Origin of the sequence: Pseudomonas sp. OG7, from assembly GCF_014192825.1 — a bacterium.
GTDB classification, from domain to species: domain Bacteria; phylum Pseudomonadota; class Gammaproteobacteria; order Pseudomonadales; family Pseudomonadaceae; genus Aquipseudomonas; species Aquipseudomonas monteilii.
On the sequence record NZ_JACHYK010000006.1, the window covers coordinates 238,660 to 256,169 of the forward strand.

The window sequence follows — 17,510 nt, forward strand, 5'->3', positions numbered from 1 at the left end:
ACTGGTGCAGTACCTGTGGGAGCGGGCGAGCCCGCGAAGAGGCCAGCAAAGCAGACACAAAAATGCCAGAGGCCCCGCAATCGCGAGGCCTCTGGCTTTTCTAGCTAACGCAGGGTTCAACCAAATGGCCGCAACCCTTGACGCAGGCCGAACAGGAACAGCAACAGGTCCTGATCCGGCGCGACCTGTGCCTGCTGCGGTTTCGCTTCCCGCGGCAGTGCACACTGGTCGGCCATCTCAGCCTTGCTGAACACAGTCGGCCTCGGCTCTTCCCAGGCAGCCACCGCCACGGTGGTCACCGCCAGGCCAGCTACCAGGAACAAAGCTCGAGCTATTTCTAGTTTCATTACTCTAACCCTTTGACAGCGCTGCCAAACGCCATCTTGTAAAAGTAGAGCAGCGTTTGCCATTCGGCGTCATTGATCGACGAATGGCGGCGCAGCTGGCGCAGGTCGTTGCCTGCCGCACGCTGGCAGCTGATGCGCCGCCGGCACTTTTCCAGGTCCAGCAGTGCGACTTCGACCCGCGCTTGCTCGCCTTCGCCGATCACCTTGATGAATACGTGCTTGCCATACAGGCAGCCGTGCTGCCAGTGCCCCAGGTGCATGCGCGCCAGGTTGTCCGCCAGGTCCTTGAGCATGCGCTGATGCACCACCTGCGGGTAACGCTCACGGGCACCTTCGGCATGCCAGGTGTCGAGTTCGACAAATCCGTCCAGCGCTTCGCTCACCAGCAGCGCACGCCATTGGTGGTCGGCATCGCGCTCGGCACCACAAAAGACGATGCGCGGGACGCGAACGCCCAGTTGCTCGAAGCTGTTCAGTGCATCGAGTTCACGCAATACGGTTGGTCGCCCAAAAGGGTGCATAACGCTGCGATAGATATGCCCGACCTGGCGCTTGGCATACAGCAGCTTGCCATTGGCATCATTGAGGCGTTGCACGCCACTCTCGCCGCCGCGGCGCTGGTTAGGCTCCTCGACCCACTCGCCCTGCTGGCGCCAGTAAAAATCGAACCGCGACTCCCCTTTCTGGGCTACAGCCATCAAACACTACCCCTTACGCAATACGTAGACCCGCCACATGGCATAGAACGGCAGGAAGTCGAGGCGTTCCTGGATTCTGAAGCCGGCGGCCCTGAATTCTTCTTCGACCGTTTCGGCTGGTAACACGAAACGGTTCTGGTAATTGTCCTGCTCGGCCTTGGCACTGCGGCGTTGCTCCAGTTTTTTCCGGCGCCAGGCCTTGAAGTTGCCATCGACCCACAACGACAGAATCACACTATCACGGCTAACCCTTTGAAATTCCGAAAGTATGGTCTTTCTGTGCGCCGATTCGCCAATGTGGTGGAACAGGCGCATGCAGAAGATGCTGTCCACCGAATTATCCGGCAGGTCAATGGCGAACGCTGAAGTTTGCAAAGGGCGTACCCGCGCCACCACTTCTGGCGGTTGCGCGGCACAGGCTGTCTCGATCATCGCTTCGGAGTTGTCGGCACCAATGATCACCCGGTTGGGCTTTTCTGCCAGCAGTGGCCAGAAACGGCCGGCACCGCAAGGCAGGTCCAGTACCAGGCCGGGCTCGCCGGCCAATGCCAGGGCGCGACGCGCCAGCTGCTCATCTCGCTTGTGGGAAAGGCGACGCGCCAGGCCATCCTGGTGCTTGAGAAAGTACTCGCGGGCGTGGTCTTTGTCGTACTTCTCGGAAAATTCAAGCTTGATGGGGCTACGCATTGGGCATCTCCTGACTCCAGTGCCGCTCACCTTAGGTAAGCAAGCGTTGGAATCAGGTTATGCCAATGTGAAAAAAACGTTGCGCGCCCTTTAACCTGTTTCAACAGATTACTCGGCCATGGCGTCCGGGCCGCCTTGGGCCTTGGTGTTGCTCAGGTCCACCTGGAAGCGGCAACCGTGCGGCAGGGTCGATGTGAGGGTGACATGCCAGCCTTGGTCGTCGCAAATTCGTTGCACCAGCGATAGACCCAGGCCCAAGCCTTCGCCACGCCGCTCGTCACCACGAACGAACGGCTTGAACATCGCCTCACGCTGCTCTTCGGGGATGCCCACGCCACTGTCCTCCACACTGAAACCGTTGGCCTCCAGGCTCAGCCGGATGTAGCCGCTGTCGGTGTAGTGGGCAGCATTGCGCAACAGGTTACCCATCACCGACTGCAGGAAGGTAGCGTTGTACAGCACCGGGCTGGCGCTGACGCGGCCATCGAAATACAGGGTCAGGCCCTTCTGCTCGATGGTATCGCGCCACACACCGATAAGTTCGTCGGCCACTTCGCGCAAGGTCGCCCGCGACGCCACCGCGCCTTCGTCTCGTTGGGCCCGGGCCAGCATGAGGAAGGTCTTGACCAGTTCGCGCATCTCTTCCGTGGCACGCGCCACGCGCTCTACCTGGCTACGCGCGCGGGCGTCGAGGTTGGGGTTCTCCATCAGCAGCTCGCAGGAGGTGGCCAGCACCATCAACGGTGTGCGCAACTCATGGCTGACGTCACTGGTGAACAGCCGTTCACGGGTCAGCGCATCGCGTAAACGGCCCAGGGTATCGTCGAAGGCCACTGCCAGCTGGCCGACCTCGTCCGCCGCGTAGTCCGGTGCCAGTGGCGGGGCCAGGCCCAGCAGTTGATCGCGATGACGCACCTGGCGCGCCAGGCGGATCACCGGTGCCATTACCCGGCGCGCCACCAGCCAGCCGAGGATCACCGCCAGTACCAGGCTGAGTACGAAGCCCACCACCACCACCGCGAACAGCACGCGCTCGCGTTCTTCGAAGTCGCTCTGGTCCTGCAACAGCACGTAACGGCGGCCATCGACGATCTCGACCATGGCGTGGTACGACAGCTGGTCGCGGAATACTTCGTGGAAACCACGGTCAAGGTGGCGCAAGTCCTTGGGCAGTTCGAAGTCGTCACGCCCGCCACTGAAGTAGAACAGCTGGTCGGGGCGCGGCCGGTGGCTCCAGTCGCTGACGCTGTCCATGCGCAGCAGGCGCTGCAGGTCGCCTCCCAGCACAGAGGAAATCAGCCGTTCTTCAACCAGGTGCACGGTGGCGACGATGCCGAAGGCGAACGCCCCGGCCACCAGCGCGCTCATCAGGGCAAAGGCGATGATGATGCGCTGGGCAAGGCTTTGCTTAAACTCCATCGCGGCCCTCGGCGAGGCGATAGCCGACGCCATGGACGGTATGCAGCAAGGGTTTTTCGAACGGTTTGTCGATCACCTGGCGCAGCTGGTGTACATGGCTGCGCAGGCTGTCGCTGTCGGGGCAATCGTCGCCCCACAGGGCTTCTTCCAGTACTTCGCGGCGCAGTACGTGCGGGCTTTTCTGCATCAGCACGGCCAACAGCTTGAGGCCCACCGGATTGAGCTTGAGCAGGCGGCCCTGCCGGGTAACTTCCAGGGTGTCGAGGTCGTAACTGAGGTCGGCCACCTGCAAGGTGCGGCGTCCTCCGCCCTGGGCGCGGCGCAGCACTGCTTCGATGCGCGCCGCCAGCTCAGACAGGGCGAACGGTTTGAGCAGGTAGTCGTCGGCGCCGGAGCGGAAGCCTTGCAAGCGGTCATCCAGCTGGTCGCGGGCGGTGAGCATGATCACCGGTGTGTCGCGGCGGGCGTCTTCGCGCAGGCGCTTGCACAGGGTGTAGCCATCGATGCCGGGCAGCATGATGTCGAGCACGATCAGGTCGTAGTGTTCGGTGGCGGCCAGGTGCAGGCCGGACAGGCCATCCTGGGCGCAGTCGACGGTATAGCCCTTCATGCCCAGGTAGTCGGCCAGGTTGGCCAGAATATCGCGGTTGTCTTCAACCAAAAGAATGCGCATCGGTTTCTCCTGTGCGGCGCTTCTCGCAGTGGTGCGCGGCAGGCGCAGCTTAAGGCCTATGCTTGCACGGTGCCAGCCCCGAGGAAAATTCACCCCACTTGACGGTTTTTTCACTGATCCTTCACGGACACAGGATAGCGGGCAGCCGACAATGCCCGATCTTTTTCGTGCCCTGGAGCCACCATGCAGCAACGAACCCGCCCTCGCCCGATCAATTTCTGGCTGTATCTGGGCATCCCCTTGGCGACCGCGCTGGCCTTGATTCTGCTGGAGCTGACGTCAGTCGACATGGACCTGGCCAACCTGTTTTTCGACCCCGCTGCCGGGCAGTTCATCGGCCGCCACAGCTATTGGCTGGAAAACATCCTGCACGACCGGGTCAAGCAGGTGGTCATCTTGCTGGGGGTGATCTCGCTGCTCACCTTTGCTGCCAGTTTCTTCTGGAAGCGCCTGTTCGGCTGGCGCCGCGAGCTGGGCTGCCTGGTGCTGGCACTGGGCCTGTCCACGGCGTTTGTCACGCCGTTGAAGAAGGTGACACAGGTACAGTGCCCATGGAGCCTGACCCAGTTTGGCGGCACGGAAACCTACAGCAAGTTGCTGGAACCGCGGCCTGCTACCGACAAGCCTGGCCTGTGCTGGCCGGGTGGGCATGCGGCGACCGGATTCTGCCTGTTCGGCCTGTTCTTCATGCTGCGTGATCGCAAACCACGGCTGGCGCGGGCGGCATTTGTGGTGGCGTTACTGGCCGGTTCGGTACTCGGCGTAGGGAGGATGATGCAGGGGGCGCACTTTCTGTCGCATAACGTGTGGACGGCGGTGTTCTGCTGGTTGATCGGGTTGGGATCGTATTACCTGGTTCTGTATCGGCGTGGGGTGGTGGAAGCGCCAGCTGTCGAACGTAGCGTCGCCTGACATTGGGGCCGCTTTGCGGCCCCAATGGGCCCAACAGGAAAAAGAAAAGCCCCGGTTCTCGCGAACCGGGGCTTTTTCATGGTGCAGGGGTAAGGCTGGCTTACATCATGCCGCCCATGCCACCCATGCCGCCCATGTCAGGCATGCCAGCAGCTGGCTTGTCTTCTGGCAGGTCGGCAACCATGGCTTCGGTGGTGATCATCAGACCGCCGATCGAAGCAGCAGCTTGCAGGGCCGAACGGGTGACCTTGGCTGGGTCCAGGATACCCATCTCGATCATGTCGCCGTATTCGCCGGTAGCAGCGTTGTAGCCGAAGTTGCCCGAACCTTGCTTGACCTTGTCGGCCACAACGCTTGGCTCGTCGCCGGCGTTGGCAGTGATCTGGCGCAGCGGGGATTCAACAGCACGACGCAGCAGGGCGATACCGACGTTCTGGTCTTCGTTGTCGCCTTTCAGGTCGGCAATGGCCGCCAGGGCGCGAACCAGGGCAACACCACCGCCAGGCACCACGCCTTCTTCAACGGCTGCACGGGTAGCGTGCAGGGCGTCTTCAACGCGGGCTTTCTTCTCTTTCATTTCAACTTCGGTGCCAGCACCGACCTTGATCACGGCAACACCGCCAGCCAGCTTGGCCAGACGCTCTTGCAGCTTCTCACGGTCGTAGTCCGACGAGGTTTCTTCGATCTGGGCACGGATCTGCTTGACGCGTGCTTCGATCTCGGTGTCGGCGCCAGCGCCGTCGATGATGGTGGTGTTTTCCTTGGACAGGATCACGCGCTTGGCGTTACCCAGGTGCTCCAGGGTAGCGGTTTCCAGGGACAGGCCGATTTCTTCGGAAATGACCTGGCCGCCAGTCAGGACAGCGATGTCCTGCAGCATGGCCTTGCGACGGTCGCCAAAGCCTGGGGCCTTGACCGCAGCAACCTTGACGATGCCGCGCATGTTGTTGACTACCAGGGTAGCCAGCGCTTCGCCTTCAACGTCTTCGGCAACGATCAGCAGTGGGCGGCCGGCCTTGGCAACGGCTTCCAGAACTGGCAGCAGCTCACGGATGTTGGAGATCTTCTTGTCGACCAGCAGCAGCAGCGGGCCTTCCAGCTCGGCAACCATGGTGTCCGGCTTGTTGACGAAGTATGGCGACAGGTAGCCACGGTCGAACTGCATGCCTTCTACGACGGACAGTTCGTTTTCCAGGCCCGAGCCTTCTTCAACGGTGATCACGCCTTCTTTACCGACCTTTTCCATGGCTTCGGCGATGATTTCACCGATGGAGTTGTCGGAGTTGGCGGAGATGGTACCCACCTGGGCGATGGCCTTGGAGTCGGCGCATGGCTTGGACAGGTTCTTCAGCTCGGCAACGACGGCAGCAGTGGCCTTGTCGATACCGCGCTTCAGGTCCATCGGGTTCATGCCGGCAGCGACGGCTTTCAGGCCTTCGTTGACGATGGCCTGAGCCAGAACGGTAGCGGTGGTGGTGCCGTCACCGGCAGCATCGTTAGCCTTGGAAGCAACTTCCTTGACCAGCTGGGCGCCCATGTTTTCGAAAGCGTCTTTCAGCTCGATTTCTTTGGCGACGGAAACGCCGTCCTTGGTGATGGTTGGCGCGCCGAAGCTCTTGGCCAATACCACGTTACGGCCTTTCGGGCCCAGGGTCGCTTTTACCGCGTCAGCCAGAACGTTGACACCAACCAGCATTTTCTTACGAGCGGAATCGCCGAATTTTACGTCTTTAGCAGCCATGATCGTTTAATCCTTGGAATTCTTTGGAGTAACGGGAAGTCGGGGAAATCAGCCTTCGACAACGGCGAGGATTTCGTTCTCGGCCATGACCAGCAGGTCTTCGCCATCGACTTTCACGGTGTTGCTGCCCGAGTAAGGGCCGAAAACTACTTTGTCACCCACTTTCACGGCCAGCGCGCGAACTTCGCCGTTGTCCAGGATGCGACCGGTGCCGACGGCAACGACTTCGCCGCGGTTTGGTTTTTCAGCGGCCGAACCCGGCAGGACGATACCGCCAGCGGTTTTCGATTCTTCTTCGCTGCGACGGATAACGACGCGGTCATGCAGAGGACGAAGCTTCATTGTCGATCTCTCCCAATTTGTGGTTTTCATCGGCCGGTGTCGACACCGGCGGGTTGATGCTGTCCGGCGTTGCCGGGAGGTGGCCCGCATTGGGCGAACCACCTGAGTCATGTCTGGCGTTGCCACCAGAAACCTTGCGGTGACCACATACATGAGGCCGCCATAATCAATTACAAGGCTTGATAAACAAAAAATTTCTTGAGGCTGAAAAACACCGGGGCCGCGTGTGCGGCCCCGGGGGTTTACTTGTCTCGGCGCTCGTACTCGCCTTCAATCACGTTCGGGCGGTGCCCCCCCTCACGCGGCTGCGTCTGGAACGGGTCGTCCTGAAACGCACGCTGGCGCATCGCCTGGGCTTCGGCACGCTCGCGCATCTTGCGCGCGGCCAAATGGCGGGTGAACGGCAACAGGCACAGCAGGCCCAGCACGTCGCTGATGAAGCCTGGCAACAGCAGCAGGCCGCCACCGACGGCCAGCATCATGCCCTGGAACATGTCCTCGGCGGGCAGCTCGCCACGCTGCAGGCTTTCACGGGCGCGCAGTGCGGTGGCCAGGCCGGCCACGCGCATCACCAGCACACCCAGGGCGGAGCCAGCGATGATCAGCAGCAGCGCCGGGAAGAACCCGATGGCCGCGCTGACCTTCACGAAGACGAACAGCTCCAGCACGGGAAACAGCAGAAGCAACAGTAGAAAAGCACGCATCAAAGCAATCCTCGTTGGAAGACAACCTTCCTGTAAGACCTACAAATGGATGCGTGTGCTCGGTTTTTCAACCCACAACGTCTGTCACAACCGGCCACTGGTCGGCGCGCGCCAGCAAAACAAGGGCCTCGCGGACTTGTGTCGGCGTGTTGCAAGTACTTGGGAACGGCAACCAGTGCACTGCCTGGCCAATGCGCAAGTGCATGCCTTCGCTGTCTACCCCTACCATCTGCGCAGGGGTATGGCGTGGCAGGTCGGTTAGCTCCACGTAGTGGGCGATGGCATTGGCGTGATCGCTGTTCATGTGCTCGACCATGCTCGCCTCGGCCTTGCCGGCGAACGGGTTGGCCAAGGTTACCTGGTCGAGCCAGTGGATCGCGCCAAAACCGCCAATGTAGCGATGGCGCACTGGCTGCAAGACCCAGAAGTCGAAATCGTGAGCCTTGTGATAGTTGGCAGCGTCCGGGAAATACCGGTAGTAGCGTTCGGCAGCCGCCTCGACAGCCGCTGCGTCGACCAGCTTGTGCGCCTCGGCCATCACGGTCAGGCGCCCCACGGCCTGCACATCTTCGGCCTCGCGCTCCCCCACCAGTAGCGAGCACTTGGGGTCTTTCTGCAGGTTGTGGGTGTGTTGGGCGATGCGGCTGATGAGGATCAATGGATTGCCGTGGGCGTCCAGGCAGTACGGCACGACCGAGCCGAAAGGGAAACCGGGCATCGACTTGGAATGGGTCGAGAGCACGCCGCGGTATTCCTTGAGCAGCAGTTCCCGGGCGGGGCGGAGGGCGTTGGTACTCACTTGGGGATGGCTCCTGGCAGCGGACTGGATGGGGACAAGATAAGCATTATCAGTTCCAGTGCCAATGGGGCCGCTTTGCGGCCCCCAAAAACCTACCAGGTCACGCCGAAGCCTGCGGTATAGCGGGTCTTGTCCAGGTCACTGTCGCGCGTGCCGGTGATGATGTCCTTCTCCGCCTTGAGGTTGAGCGAGGCCCACTCGGTAACTTTGTAGCGCAAGCCAACCTCGGCATCCAGCGAGTAATCGGCCACGCCCCCCAGCGGCTTGGCAAACTCGCCGTTGGTGAACAGTTGCACGTTCTTGCCGATCAGGTAGCGGGTGTAGTCCCACTTCACCGCCGCTGAGTAGAAGTTGTCCTTGGCGCCGTCCTGGTATTCGAAGTCGGTACGGTTGATCAACGAACCCAGCGAGAATGCGCCCAGCTCGTCGTCCCAGAACTGGTAACCCGGGCCGGTACCGATCGTGCGCTGGCGGGCCAGGTCTTCGATGCGGTCACGCTTGTACTCCGCACGCCCTTGCCAGAACCACTTCTCGGTCATGAAGCGGTCCAGCGCGTACTCGGCGCTCCAGTTGTCGGTGGTGGTGACGTCGTCCTTGGTTTCGCGGTTGTACTCACCTTCGGCGTTGTGCCGCCAGCGGCCATGACGGGCGGTGGTCTTGAAGCCAACGTCGTAATCGTCGGTGTCGTTCTCGGCGCGCTTGTAGTCCAGGGCCACGTCCACGTTGCCCTTCCACACGAAGTCTTCGACCAGCGGCCTGGGCTTCATGATCTGCTCGATGCTGGCCAGCTCCACGGTCTTGGGCGCTTCGCCATTGGCCAAAGTGACTTTGCCAGGCTCGGCCGCTTTCAGCGACTTGGCCTTTTCCCCGGTGTAGGCGTCCTGCTTGACCAGCATCTCCTGGTCACTCTCCAGGGTCTGGACCTCTTTCCAGTCCAGCGCGATGGACCCGCCATAGGGGGTTTCCAGCAGCAGCTTGCCGCCGTCGAACACTTTGATCTTGCCGCTGAGCCGGTCACCGTTCTTCATCCACACGGTGTCGGCGAACACCGGGGCGGCGCACAAGGAAGCAGCTAGCAAGCACAACAGGGATCTAGAATACATAAGCGGACTACGGGTTCGATTTGACGAAAAAAGCCGGGCATTATCCAGATACCGACAACCAGAGCAAGGACAGACCGAGCGTATGCCGTTGAGTTCAACTCTCATTTGCCGGACCACCTGTCTGGTTTCATCTACAGCCCAAGGGGGGCGTGATGTCTGATGGATATGAGGCTGCGCTCGAATCCGCCGAGGGCCGACGAACGGCGCTATATTCAGTACTGGGCCAGGTGCCTTCCGGCAAGGTGGTGAGCTATGGCCAACTGGCCGAGCTGGCGGGCCTTGGCCGTGCCGCGCGTTGGGTCGGGCGCACCCTCGGGCAGCTGCCTGCGGAGACCCGCCTGCCCTGGCACCGGGTGCTCGGCGCAGGTGGCCGGCTGAGCCTGGCATTGGGTACCCCGTCGGGTGATGAACAGCGGGCGCGTTTACGCGCGGAAGGTGTGAACGTAACCAACAATCGGGTGGATATGACGCGCCATGGCTGGCGCCCAATGGAGCACAGCGGTTAGAGTGCGCGCTTTGTTTTCGCAAACTTGAGGCAGATGTTGGCCCATGCCCCGTAAAACCTGGCGCGCTGCGCTTGCTGCCTATGCCAGCCCGTCAACCTTGGTACTTTTGCTGCTCGGCTTTGCCGCCGGTCTGCCCTACATGCTGGTGTTCTCCACCCTGTCCGTGTGGTTGCGTGAAGCCGGTGTTGCCCGCGAGACCATCGGCTACGCCAGCCTGATCGGCCTGGCCTACGCCTTCAAGTGGGTGTGGTCGCCGCTGCTCGACCAATGGCGCCTGCCCCTGTTGGGTGGCCTGGGTCGGCGTCGTTCGTGGCTGCTGTTGTCGCAAGCGCTCGTGGTCATCGGCCTGGTCGGCATGAGCCTGTGCGACCCGCAACAGCACCTGTCGTGGCTGATCGCCATGGCCGTGCTGGTGGCTTTCGCATCGGCGACCCAGGACATTGCTGTCGACGCCTACCGCCTGGAAATCGCTGACGATCAACGCCAGGCCGCGCTGGCTGCCAGTTACATGGCTGGCTACCGGGTGGCCGCCCTGCTCGCCACGGCCGGCGCCCTGTTCTTTGCCGAGTGGTTCGGCTCCACCGGTTTCAGCTACCTGCACAAGGCCTGGGCCGGCACCTATGTGATGTTCGGGGTCATGATGCTGCCCGCCCTGTTCACGACCCTGGTGATGCGCGAACCGCCGGTGCCCTTGCGCACCCAGCTGTCGGCAGCGCGCTACGGCTTGGTGCACCAGATGGCCTCGGTGTTCGTGCTGATCATCCTGCTGGTGTCGGTACCGGCCAGCTTCACCCAGATGTTCAATACCGGCTGGTCCAGCGTCATTTCCGGTGATGCCACACCGCTTGACCTGCTGCTGGAAGACCGCGCGTTCCTGCGCCTGATCCTCTACGTACTGCTGACCTGGGCGTGCTTGTCGAGCCTTGGCCGTCGCGGCCTGGCCCCGGTGCTGACGCCAGTCAACGACTTCATCACCCGCTACCGCTGGCAGGCGCTGCTGCTGCTCGGCCTGATCGCCACCTATCGCATGTCGGACACGGTGATGGGTGTGATGGCCAACGTGTTCTACATCGACATGGGCTTCACCAAGGACCAGATCGCCAGCGTCAGCAAGATCTTCGGCCTGATCATGACCTTGGTCGGCGCCGGGGTTGGCGGGCTGCTGATCGTGCGCTTTGGCATCATGCCGATCCTGTTCATCGGCGGCGTAGCTTCGGCCGGCACCAACATCCTGTTCCTGATGCTGGCCGACATGGGCCCGAACCTGGAAATGCTGGTGGTGACCATCTCGCTGGACAACTTCAGCTCCGGCATGGCCACCTCGGCCTTCGTTGCCTACCTGTCGAGCCTGACCAACCTGAAGTTCTCGGCGACCCAGTACGCGCTGCTCAGCTCGATCATGCTGTTGTTGCCAAGGTTGATCGGCGGGTATTCAGGGGTGATGGTGGAGAAGTTCGGCTACCACGACTTCTTCCTGATTACCGCTTTGCTGGGTGTGCCTACGCTGATCCTGATCGCCCTGCAGTGGCGGCAGGAGGCTGGACGGGGAACGCCGGTGGCAGAGGAAGGATCAGCGGCCGAGCGGCCCTGAGAGACTGCTACAACCTGTAATGGCCTCATCGCGAGCAAGCTCGCTCCTACAAGGACTATGGTGATCCTGGAGGAGCGAGCTTGCTCACGAAAAGGCCAGACCAGGGACTAGGGATTACTGAGCCACAGCCCCTTCCCCAGGCCGCCCGCCCACGACAAACCACAGCGGCCACAGCGCCAGTGCCCCCGCCACACCCGCCGCCAAGGCAAAGTGCAACAAGCTGGCCCCGGCGCCAATCATCGCCAGCACTGCCCCGCCCAAGCCCAGCAAGGCAATGGTGATCATCCCCAGCATGGCCGACACCAGGCCCTTGCTCTGTTCGCTGGAGAACAGCGTCATGCGGTACAGCACTGCGTTGGCTACACCCAACCCCAGTGCGTACAGCGACATGCCCGCCACTACGCTGGTCACGCTCGGCCAGTACCAGGTCGCCAGCACCATCAGGCTCAGGCCGGCCAGGTAGGGCCACAGTGCACCACGCACCAGGGCCGGCAGTGGGTAGCGGTCGGCGATGCGGTTGATGATCAGGTTGCCCAGGATGAGCCCGCCAAATACCGGGAGTTGCCACAGGGCATACTCCAGGGTGCTAAGCCCCTCATCGTGAATCAGCAGCACCGGCGACAGGCCGATCCAGCCGATCAGTGGCAAACCAACCAGGCCCAGGGCAGCGCTGCCGGCAACGAAGCGGCGATTGCTCAGTAACTGGCCGTAGCCTGCCAGCAGTGGCAACAGATGAATCGGTGTAAACGCCAGGCGTGAACCGTCACGGCGCTCCACGCCCAGCGTTTCCGGCATCAACCGGTACAACAGCACCCAAGCCAGCACCGCGCCGATGGCAAAGGCCACGAACAGCCAGCGCCAATCCAGCCACTGCAGCAGCAAGGTGCCCACCAGCGGCCCGAGCAACGGCGACAGCAAGGCGATGTTGGCCAGCAGGGCCATCATGCGCACCGCATCAGCTTCGCTGAACGCTTCATTCAAGGCCGGGTAGCTGACCGTGACCACGAAGCCCAGGCCAATGCCCTGCAACAGGCGCAGCAGGTTGAACAGGCCGATGTCGTGGACCCAGAACGTGGCCAGGCAGGCCAGGCCGAAGAACGCGCAGCCAGCCAGCAACAGCGGGCGCCGGCCATAACGGTCGGCCAGCGGGCCGATCAGCCATTGCAGCACCACGCCCCCCAGCAGGTACAGGTTAAGGGCATGGGGGATGTATTCGGGGCTGGCGTTCAGGTCGCCCACCACCACCGGCATGGCCGGCATGACCGCGTCGCTGGCCAGGTAGGTCAGCAGCTCGAACAGGGCAAGGGTGAGGCCGAACAACAAGGCGCGCAGGGGGGTGATGTAAAGCAGTGGTTTCATGATGGCGTATCGGGTGTGGCAGGAGGGGTCAGGCTATATGCCAGAAATGGCGGGATATTGCTGTGAACAAGTGTAAAAACCGGGGCCTTGCGCCCCGGTTTCAATGCGGTGTTACTGCGTTGCAGTCTCCTGCACCACGCGAATCACCCGCTGCGGGAACGGAATATCGATCCCTTCAGCCTTCAACCGGTCACGCGCATGCTCGTTGAGCATGAACATCACATCCCAGTAATCGGCGGTCTTGACCCACAGGCGCAACGACACGGTGATCGAGCTGTCGCCCAGGGTGGAAATCACCGCCTGCGGTGCCGGGTCGGACAACACGCGGGGGTCCTGCGCCAGCTCCAGCAACACGTTGCGGGCCTTTTGCAGGTCGGCCTCGTAGTCCACGCCCACATCGAACACCACCTTGCGCGTCGGCTGGCGGTTGGTGTTGGTGATGATGCCGTTGGACAGGCTGCCGTTGGGCATGATCACTGTCTTGTTGTCACCGGTGCGCAGCACAGTGTGGAAGATCTGGATGCTGTCGACCGTACCGGCCACACCCTGCGCCTCGATCCAGTCACCGATGCGGAACGGGCGGAACATCAGGATCAACACCCCACCCGCGAAGTTTGCCAGGCTACCCTGCAGTGCCAGGCCGATCGCCAGGCCTGCGGCACCGATAGCCGCGACGAACGAGGTGGTCTCGATGCCGATCATCGACGCCACGCTGACGAACAGCAGCACCTTCAGCACAATGTTCGACAAAGTGCTGATAAACCCTTGCAGGGCCGCATCGGCGCGCAACCCGGCCAGCTTGCCCAGACGCGTGCTGACCCGGTTGATCAGCCACCAGCCAATGGCCAGTGTCAGCAGCGCCAACAGCAGGCGGCTGCCGTATTGCATGATCAACGGGATCCACGTCTGGGACTGGCGGACGAGCTGATCGACTTCAGCGTTCAAATCCATATTCATCTCCTGATGCCTGAAGGCATGTACACGGTAAAACCGGCCGAAACCGCAACACGGCCATGGAACCGATGGACATCATTTGGCCATCGGGGTTCCGGGCATTACCTGCTCAGTCGCGGAAGTTGTTGAACTGCAGCGGCATGTCGAATTCCTTGGTGCGCAGCAGGGCGATGGCTTCCTGCAGGTCATCACGCTTCTTGCCGGTCACGCGCACTTGCTCGCCCTGGATGGCGGCCTGCACTTTCAGCTTGCCATCCTTGATGGTGGCGACGATCTTCTTGGCCAGGTCCTTGTCGATGCCTTCGCGGAACTTGGCTTCCTGCTTCTTTTCCTTGCCGGAGGCGTACGGATCTTTGGTTTCCAGGCATTTCACGTCGATCTTGCGCTTGACCAGTGCCAGGCGCAGGATTTCCAGCATGGCTTCGAGCTGGAACTCTTCTTCGGCGGTGAGCATCACGGTCTGCTCTTTGTCCTTGAACTCGAAGGTGCCCTTGCCCTTGAGGTCGTAGCGGCGATCCAGGTCCTTGATGGCGTTGTCGACCGCGTTCTGCACTTCGTGCTTGTCCAGTTCCGATACCACGTCGAACGAAGGCATGGTTGTTCTCCCAAAATAAAAGCGCGCTCAGGCTGACGATGGAGCGCGCTGGGTTTGACGGTTAAAATGCGGGCTCATTATAACGGGTTGCGAAACGCATATGAGCAGCACCTGGCATATTCTCGGCGCCGGCAGCCTAGGCAGCCTGTGGGCCTGCCGCCTGGCGCGCGCAGGCAAAGCTGTGCGCCTGATCCTGCGGGACGGTCAACGGCTGCAGGCCTACCAGCAAGCCGGCGGCCTGACCTTGGTCGAACAGGACCAGCCCCACCACTACGCCATTCCTGCCGAAACCGCGCAGGCGCAAGGCCCCATCCACCGCCTGCTGGTGGCTTGCAAGGCCTACGATGCCGCCCCGGCCATTGCCGGTGTGGCACACCGGCTAGCCGAGGGTGCCGAAGTGGTGTTGCTGCAGAACGGCCTGGGCAGCCAGGACGACGTGGCCGACCTGGTGCCCCATGCACGCAGCATCTTCGCGTCCAGTACCGAAGGGGCGTTCCGCGAAGGCGACTGGCAGGTACGCTTTGCCGGCCACGGTTTCAACTGGCTGGGTGACCCGCGCAACCCGACCATCCCCGCCTGGTTCGATGACCTGCATGACGCAGGCATCCCCGCTGAATGGACCGTGGACATCCTCACCCGCCTGTGGCGCAAACTGGCGCTCAACTGTGCCATCAACCCGCTGACCGTGCTATACGACTGCCAGAACGGTGGGCTGCTGGGGCACCTGGGCGAAGTTGACGCGTTGTGTACCGAACTGGCCGAATTGCTGCGCCGCTGCGGCCAACCGCAAGCAGCAGTCGAGCTGGATGAAGAAGTGCAACGGGTGATCCTCGCCACCGCAGCCAACTACTCTTCCATGTACCAGGACGTACGCGCCGGCCGACGCACCGAGGTGCATTACCTACTCGGCCATGCCTGCCGCGCAGCCGGGCGCCATGGCCTGCAATTGCCGCAGCTTGAACACTTGCGGCAGCGCCTGGTCGATAACTTGCGCACACGTGGCTTGCCCTGCGACTGATGCGGCCCTTCAACCGGATACGGACATTGCCTAGCCCATGACCTTGCGCCAACGCCTGGAAAACCTCCCGGTCGGGCAGAAGCTGCTGGCGGCCCTGCTGGTATTGCTGGTGACCATCCTGCTGGTGGCCAACCTCACCTTCATCAGTGCCGCCTACTGGATCACCCAGGAGAGCATGGCCCCGCAGGCGCTGCAGACTATCGGGCGGCTGGTGGCCAACCCGCAGCTTGCCGCCCGCGCGGGTGACACCGCAGAAACCGCCAACGCCCTGCTCAAGGAGCTGGACAGCTACACGCCATTGCGTGCGGCCGCCGTCTACGGTGGCGATGGCCGCATGCTGGCGCAATTGCAGCATGGCGATCCGCTAACCCTGCCCAAGCGCTTTCGCAACATCGACGGCTGGCGCCTGATGGAGTTTCGCAGCACCCAGCTGATCCGCATCCCGCGCGACGCCAACCCGCCGGCGCACCTGCTGCTGGTGGCCAGCAGCGAGCTGCCCACCGCCTTCTACACCGGCACCCTCAGCGCCAGCCTGGGCATTCTGGTGTTCAGTATCCTGCTGTGGATCGTCATCGCCCGGCAGATAAAACGCCTGATCACCCAGCCGATCAACCAGCTTGAAGAGCTCAGCCGCCAGGTCACCCGCGAAGAAAGCTACGCCCTGCGCGCCCGGCGCGGCAACGACGATGAAATCGGCAGCCTGGCTGATGCCTTCAACACCATGCTGTCACGCATCGAAGCCCGCGAGCAGCAGCTCAAGCGCGCCCGCGACGAGTTCCAGGATGCCTATGACCAGGCCCAGGGCCTGGCCGAGGAAACCCGCCACACCAACCGCAAGCTGGAGCTGGAAGTACAGGTACGCAGCAAGATCGAGAAAAAGCTCACGGGTTTCCAGAACTACCTCAACAGCATCATCGACTCGATGCCCTCGGCGCTGATCGCCCTTGACGAACAGCTTTACGTGACCCAGTGGAACCACGAAGCCACGGTACTCTCCGGCACACCACTGGACGAAGCGCTGAACCAACCGGTATTCATCGCTTTCGAGCCGCTCAAGCCATTCCTTCCGCAACTGAAGGAAACGGTCGAGAAGCACCGGGTGGCAAAGATCGAGCGGGTCACCTGGCCCAAGGGCGACGACCTTCGCCACTACGCCCTGACCTTCTACCCGCTGACCGGCGGCGGCGGGCGCGGCGTGGTGATCCGCATCGACGACATCACCCAGCGGCTGTCGCTGGAGGAGATGATGGTGCAGTCGGAGAAAATGCTTTCAGTCGGTGGCCTGGCTGCCGGCATGGCCCACGAAATCAACAACCCGCTGGGTGCCATCCTGCACAACGTGCAGAACATCCGCCGGCGCCTGTCACCAGAGCTGCCGCGCAACCAGGAACAGGCCGAAGAGCTGGGTATCGACCTGTCAACGGTCAACCGTTACCTGGCCAGCCGCGAAGTGCCGCAATTGCTGGACGGTATTCAGCAGGCCGGCGCGCGGGCTGCCAAGATCGTCACGCACATGCTCAGTTTCAGCCGCCGCAGCAACCGCCAGCTGGTGCCGTGCGAGCTGCCGGCCCTGATCGACCAGGCGGTGGAAATTGCCAGCAACGACTTCGACCTCACCATCGGTTTCGACTTCAAGGGCCAGGCCATCGTGCGCCAGTTCGACCCCACACTCGGCCCGGTGCCCTGCACGGCCAACGAACTGGAGCAGGTACTGCTCAACCTGCTGAAAAACGCGGCCCAGGCCATCCACCTGCGCCCTCAGCCGAGTGAACCCGGGCGTATAACCCTGCGCACGCGGCTGAACCCGCCCTGGGCGGAGATTCAGGTCGAGGACAACGGCATCGGCATGCCCGAAGCAGTGCGCAAGCGCACCTTCGAGCCGTTTTTCACCACCAAGGAAATTGGGCAGGGCACCGGGTTGGGCCTGTCGGTCTCGTACTTCATCATCACCAATAACCACAAGGGGCAGATGGAAGTGCAGTCCACGCCCGGCCAGGGCACCTGCTTTACCCTGCGCCTGCCCCTCGGCCAGCCGGCGGCGCCGGCCAATACGGAGAAGTGA

At 62.2% G+C, this 17,510-nt stretch carries 18 protein-coding genes; 5 read left to right on the plus strand and 13 right to left on the minus strand.

Features of this window, described 5'->3' with window-relative positions; all coding sequences use genetic code 11:
• Positions 1 to 116: 116 nt before the first annotated feature.
• The 5 genes from FHW75_RS16620 to colR all read right to left on the minus strand — a co-directional run bounded on the left by FHW75_RS16620 (position 117) and on the right by colR (position 3,824).
• Complete coding sequence (locus tag FHW75_RS16620; RefSeq protein ID WP_019098317.1) at positions 117 to 347, minus strand: hypothetical protein; 231 nt, start codon at positions 345 to 347, stop codon at positions 117 to 119.
• Positions 347 to 1,045 (minus strand): lipopolysaccharide kinase InaA family protein, encoded by a 699-nt coding sequence (locus tag FHW75_RS16625; protein ID WP_183674093.1) that lies wholly within the window; start codon positions 1,043 to 1,045, stop codon positions 347 to 349. Before FHW75_RS16625 ends, FHW75_RS16620 begins: the two co-directional genes overlap by 1 nt.
• A gap of 6 nt (positions 1,046 to 1,051) precedes the next feature.
• On the minus strand, positions 1,052 to 1,732 hold the full coding sequence (locus FHW75_RS16630; RefSeq protein WP_019098319.1) for a class I SAM-dependent methyltransferase: 681 nt from the start codon (positions 1,730 to 1,732) through the stop codon (positions 1,052 to 1,054).
• A 108-nt stretch (positions 1,733 to 1,840) separates the two neighbouring features.
• The gene (locus FHW75_RS16635) at positions 1,841 to 3,151 is read right to left on the minus strand and encodes a HAMP domain-containing sensor histidine kinase (protein WP_019098320.1); all 1,311 of its coding nucleotides are present in this window, start codon (positions 3,149 to 3,151) and stop codon (positions 1,841 to 1,843) included.
• Positions 3,141 to 3,824 carry a two-component system response regulator ColR gene (colR, locus tag FHW75_RS16640; protein WP_003255215.1) on the minus strand — a complete coding sequence of 228 codons (684 nt, stop codon included), beginning with the start codon at positions 3,822 to 3,824 and terminating at the stop codon, positions 3,141 to 3,143. The genes FHW75_RS16635 and colR overlap by 11 nt, the downstream gene beginning before the upstream one ends.
• A gap of 183 nt (positions 3,825 to 4,007) precedes the next feature.
• On the opposite strand from colR, the gene FHW75_RS16645 reads away from it, so the two are divergent.
• Positions 4,008 to 4,736: a phosphatase PAP2 family protein gene (locus tag FHW75_RS16645; protein ID WP_183674095.1), complete on the plus strand. Its 729-nt coding sequence runs from the start codon at positions 4,008 to 4,010 to the stop codon at positions 4,734 to 4,736.
• Positions 4,737 to 4,836: 100 nt separating this feature from the next.
• Here the strand turns inward: FHW75_RS16645 and groL are convergent, their stop codons facing one another.
• From groL to FHW75_RS16670, 5 genes are all read right to left on the minus strand, one after another.
• A complete protein-coding gene (groL, locus tag FHW75_RS16650) occupies positions 4,837 to 6,477 on the minus strand; it encodes a chaperonin GroEL (protein WP_016713585.1) in 1,641 nt (546 codons plus the stop codon).
• Positions 6,478 to 6,525: 48 nt separating this feature from the next.
• The gene (locus FHW75_RS16655; protein WP_016488938.1) at positions 6,526 to 6,819 is read right to left on the minus strand and encodes a co-chaperone GroES; all 294 of its coding nucleotides are present in this window, start codon (positions 6,817 to 6,819) and stop codon (positions 6,526 to 6,528) included.
• A 242-nt stretch (positions 6,820 to 7,061) separates the two neighbouring features.
• Positions 7,062 to 7,523, minus strand: a complete 462-nt coding sequence (locus FHW75_RS16660; RefSeq protein ID WP_019098322.1) for an FxsA family protein — start codon at positions 7,521 to 7,523, stop codon at positions 7,062 to 7,064.
• A gap of 67 nt (positions 7,524 to 7,590) precedes the next feature.
• Complete coding sequence (locus tag FHW75_RS16665; RefSeq protein ID WP_183674097.1) at positions 7,591 to 8,322, minus strand: HugZ family protein; 732 nt, start codon at positions 8,320 to 8,322, stop codon at positions 7,591 to 7,593.
• Between the two features lie 92 nt (positions 8,323 to 8,414).
• Positions 8,415 to 9,425 (minus strand): DUF481 domain-containing protein, encoded by a 1,011-nt coding sequence (locus FHW75_RS16670; protein WP_019098324.1) that lies wholly within the window; start codon positions 9,423 to 9,425, stop codon positions 8,415 to 8,417.
• A gap of 152 nt (positions 9,426 to 9,577) precedes the next feature.
• Here FHW75_RS16670 and FHW75_RS16675 point away from each other — a divergent pair, with 152 nt between their 5' ends.
• Both FHW75_RS16675 and FHW75_RS16680 read left to right on the plus strand, forming a co-directional pair.
• Positions 9,578 to 9,931 (plus strand): MGMT family protein, encoded by a 354-nt coding sequence (locus FHW75_RS16675; RefSeq protein ID WP_025753951.1) that lies wholly within the window; start codon positions 9,578 to 9,580, stop codon positions 9,929 to 9,931.
• Between the two features lie 43 nt (positions 9,932 to 9,974).
• Positions 9,975 to 11,522, plus strand: a complete 1,548-nt coding sequence (locus FHW75_RS16680; RefSeq protein WP_016713580.1) for an AmpG family muropeptide MFS transporter — start codon at positions 9,975 to 9,977, stop codon at positions 11,520 to 11,522.
• Positions 11,523 to 11,636: 114 nt separating this feature from the next.
• On the opposite strand, the gene FHW75_RS16685 is transcribed toward FHW75_RS16680, so the two are convergent.
• From FHW75_RS16685 to FHW75_RS16695, 3 genes are all read right to left on the minus strand, one after another.
• Positions 11,637 to 12,881, minus strand: a complete 1,245-nt coding sequence (locus FHW75_RS16685; RefSeq protein ID WP_019098325.1) for an MFS transporter — start codon at positions 12,879 to 12,881, stop codon at positions 11,637 to 11,639.
• Positions 12,882 to 12,992: 111 nt separating this feature from the next.
• Complete coding sequence (locus tag FHW75_RS16690) at positions 12,993 to 13,832, minus strand: mechanosensitive ion channel family protein (protein WP_016713578.1); 840 nt, start codon at positions 13,830 to 13,832, stop codon at positions 12,993 to 12,995.
• Between the two features lie 112 nt (positions 13,833 to 13,944).
• Positions 13,945 to 14,430, minus strand: coding sequence for a YajQ family cyclic di-GMP-binding protein (locus FHW75_RS16695; RefSeq protein ID WP_016713577.1), 486 nt, complete (start codon positions 14,428 to 14,430; stop codon positions 13,945 to 13,947).
• 100 nt (positions 14,431 to 14,530) lie between these two features.
• On the opposite strand from FHW75_RS16695, the gene FHW75_RS16700 reads away from it, so the two are divergent.
• Complete coding sequence (locus FHW75_RS16700) at positions 14,531 to 15,448, plus strand: putative 2-dehydropantoate 2-reductase (protein WP_019098326.1); 918 nt, start codon at positions 14,531 to 14,533, stop codon at positions 15,446 to 15,448.
• Positions 15,449 to 15,485: 37 nt separating this feature from the next.
• Positions 15,486 to 17,510: an ATP-binding protein gene (locus FHW75_RS16705; protein WP_025753952.1), complete on the plus strand. Its 2,025-nt coding sequence runs from the start codon at positions 15,486 to 15,488 to the stop codon at positions 17,508 to 17,510.

Coding starts and splice junctions, on each gene's coding strand:
- FHW75_RS16680 (WP_016713580.1), top strand. CDS start 9,975: ATGCCCCGTAAAACCTGGCGCGCTGCGCTTGCTGCCTATGCCAGCCCG.
- FHW75_RS16695 (WP_016713577.1), bottom strand. CDS start 14,430: ATGCCTTCGTTCGACGTGGTATCGGAACTGGACAAGCACGAAGTGCAG.
- FHW75_RS16620 (WP_019098317.1), bottom strand. CDS start 347: ATGAAACTAGAAATAGCTCGAGCTTTGTTCCTGGTAGCTGGCCTGGCG.
- FHW75_RS16630 (WP_019098319.1), bottom strand. CDS start 1,732: ATGCGTAGCCCCATCAAGCTTGAATTTTCCGAGAAGTACGACAAAGAC.
- FHW75_RS16670 (WP_019098324.1), bottom strand. CDS start 9,425: ATGTATTCTAGATCCCTGTTGTGCTTGCTAGCTGCTTCCTTGTGCGCC.
- colR (WP_003255215.1), bottom strand. CDS start 3,824: ATGCGCATTCTTTTGGTTGAAGACAACCGCGATATTCTGGCCAACCTG.
- FHW75_RS16645 (WP_183674095.1), top strand. CDS start 4,008: ATGCAGCAACGAACCCGCCCTCGCCCGATCAATTTCTGGCTGTATCTG.
- FHW75_RS16675 (WP_025753951.1), top strand. CDS start 9,578: ATGTCTGATGGATATGAGGCTGCGCTCGAATCCGCCGAGGGCCGACGA.
- FHW75_RS16625 (WP_183674093.1), bottom strand. CDS start 1,045: ATGGCTGTAGCCCAGAAAGGGGAGTCGCGGTTCGATTTTTACTGGCGC.
- FHW75_RS16705 (WP_025753952.1), top strand. CDS start 15,486: ATGACCTTGCGCCAACGCCTGGAAAACCTCCCGGTCGGGCAGAAGCTG.
- FHW75_RS16660 (WP_019098322.1), bottom strand. CDS start 7,523: ATGCGTGCTTTTCTACTGTTGCTTCTGCTGTTTCCCGTGCTGGAGCTG.
- FHW75_RS16635 (WP_019098320.1), bottom strand. CDS start 3,151: ATGGAGTTTAAGCAAAGCCTTGCCCAGCGCATCATCATCGCCTTTGCC.
- FHW75_RS16685 (WP_019098325.1), bottom strand. CDS start 12,881: ATGAAACCACTGCTTTACATCACCCCCCTGCGCGCCTTGTTGTTCGGC.
- FHW75_RS16655 (WP_016488938.1), bottom strand. CDS start 6,819: ATGAAGCTTCGTCCTCTGCATGACCGCGTCGTTATCCGTCGCAGCGAA.
- FHW75_RS16690 (WP_016713578.1), bottom strand. CDS start 13,832: ATGGATTTGAACGCTGAAGTCGATCAGCTCGTCCGCCAGTCCCAGACG.
- groL (WP_016713585.1), bottom strand. CDS start 6,477: ATGGCTGCTAAAGACGTAAAATTCGGCGATTCCGCTCGTAAGAAAATG.
- FHW75_RS16700 (WP_019098326.1), top strand. CDS start 14,531: ATGAGCAGCACCTGGCATATTCTCGGCGCCGGCAGCCTAGGCAGCCTG.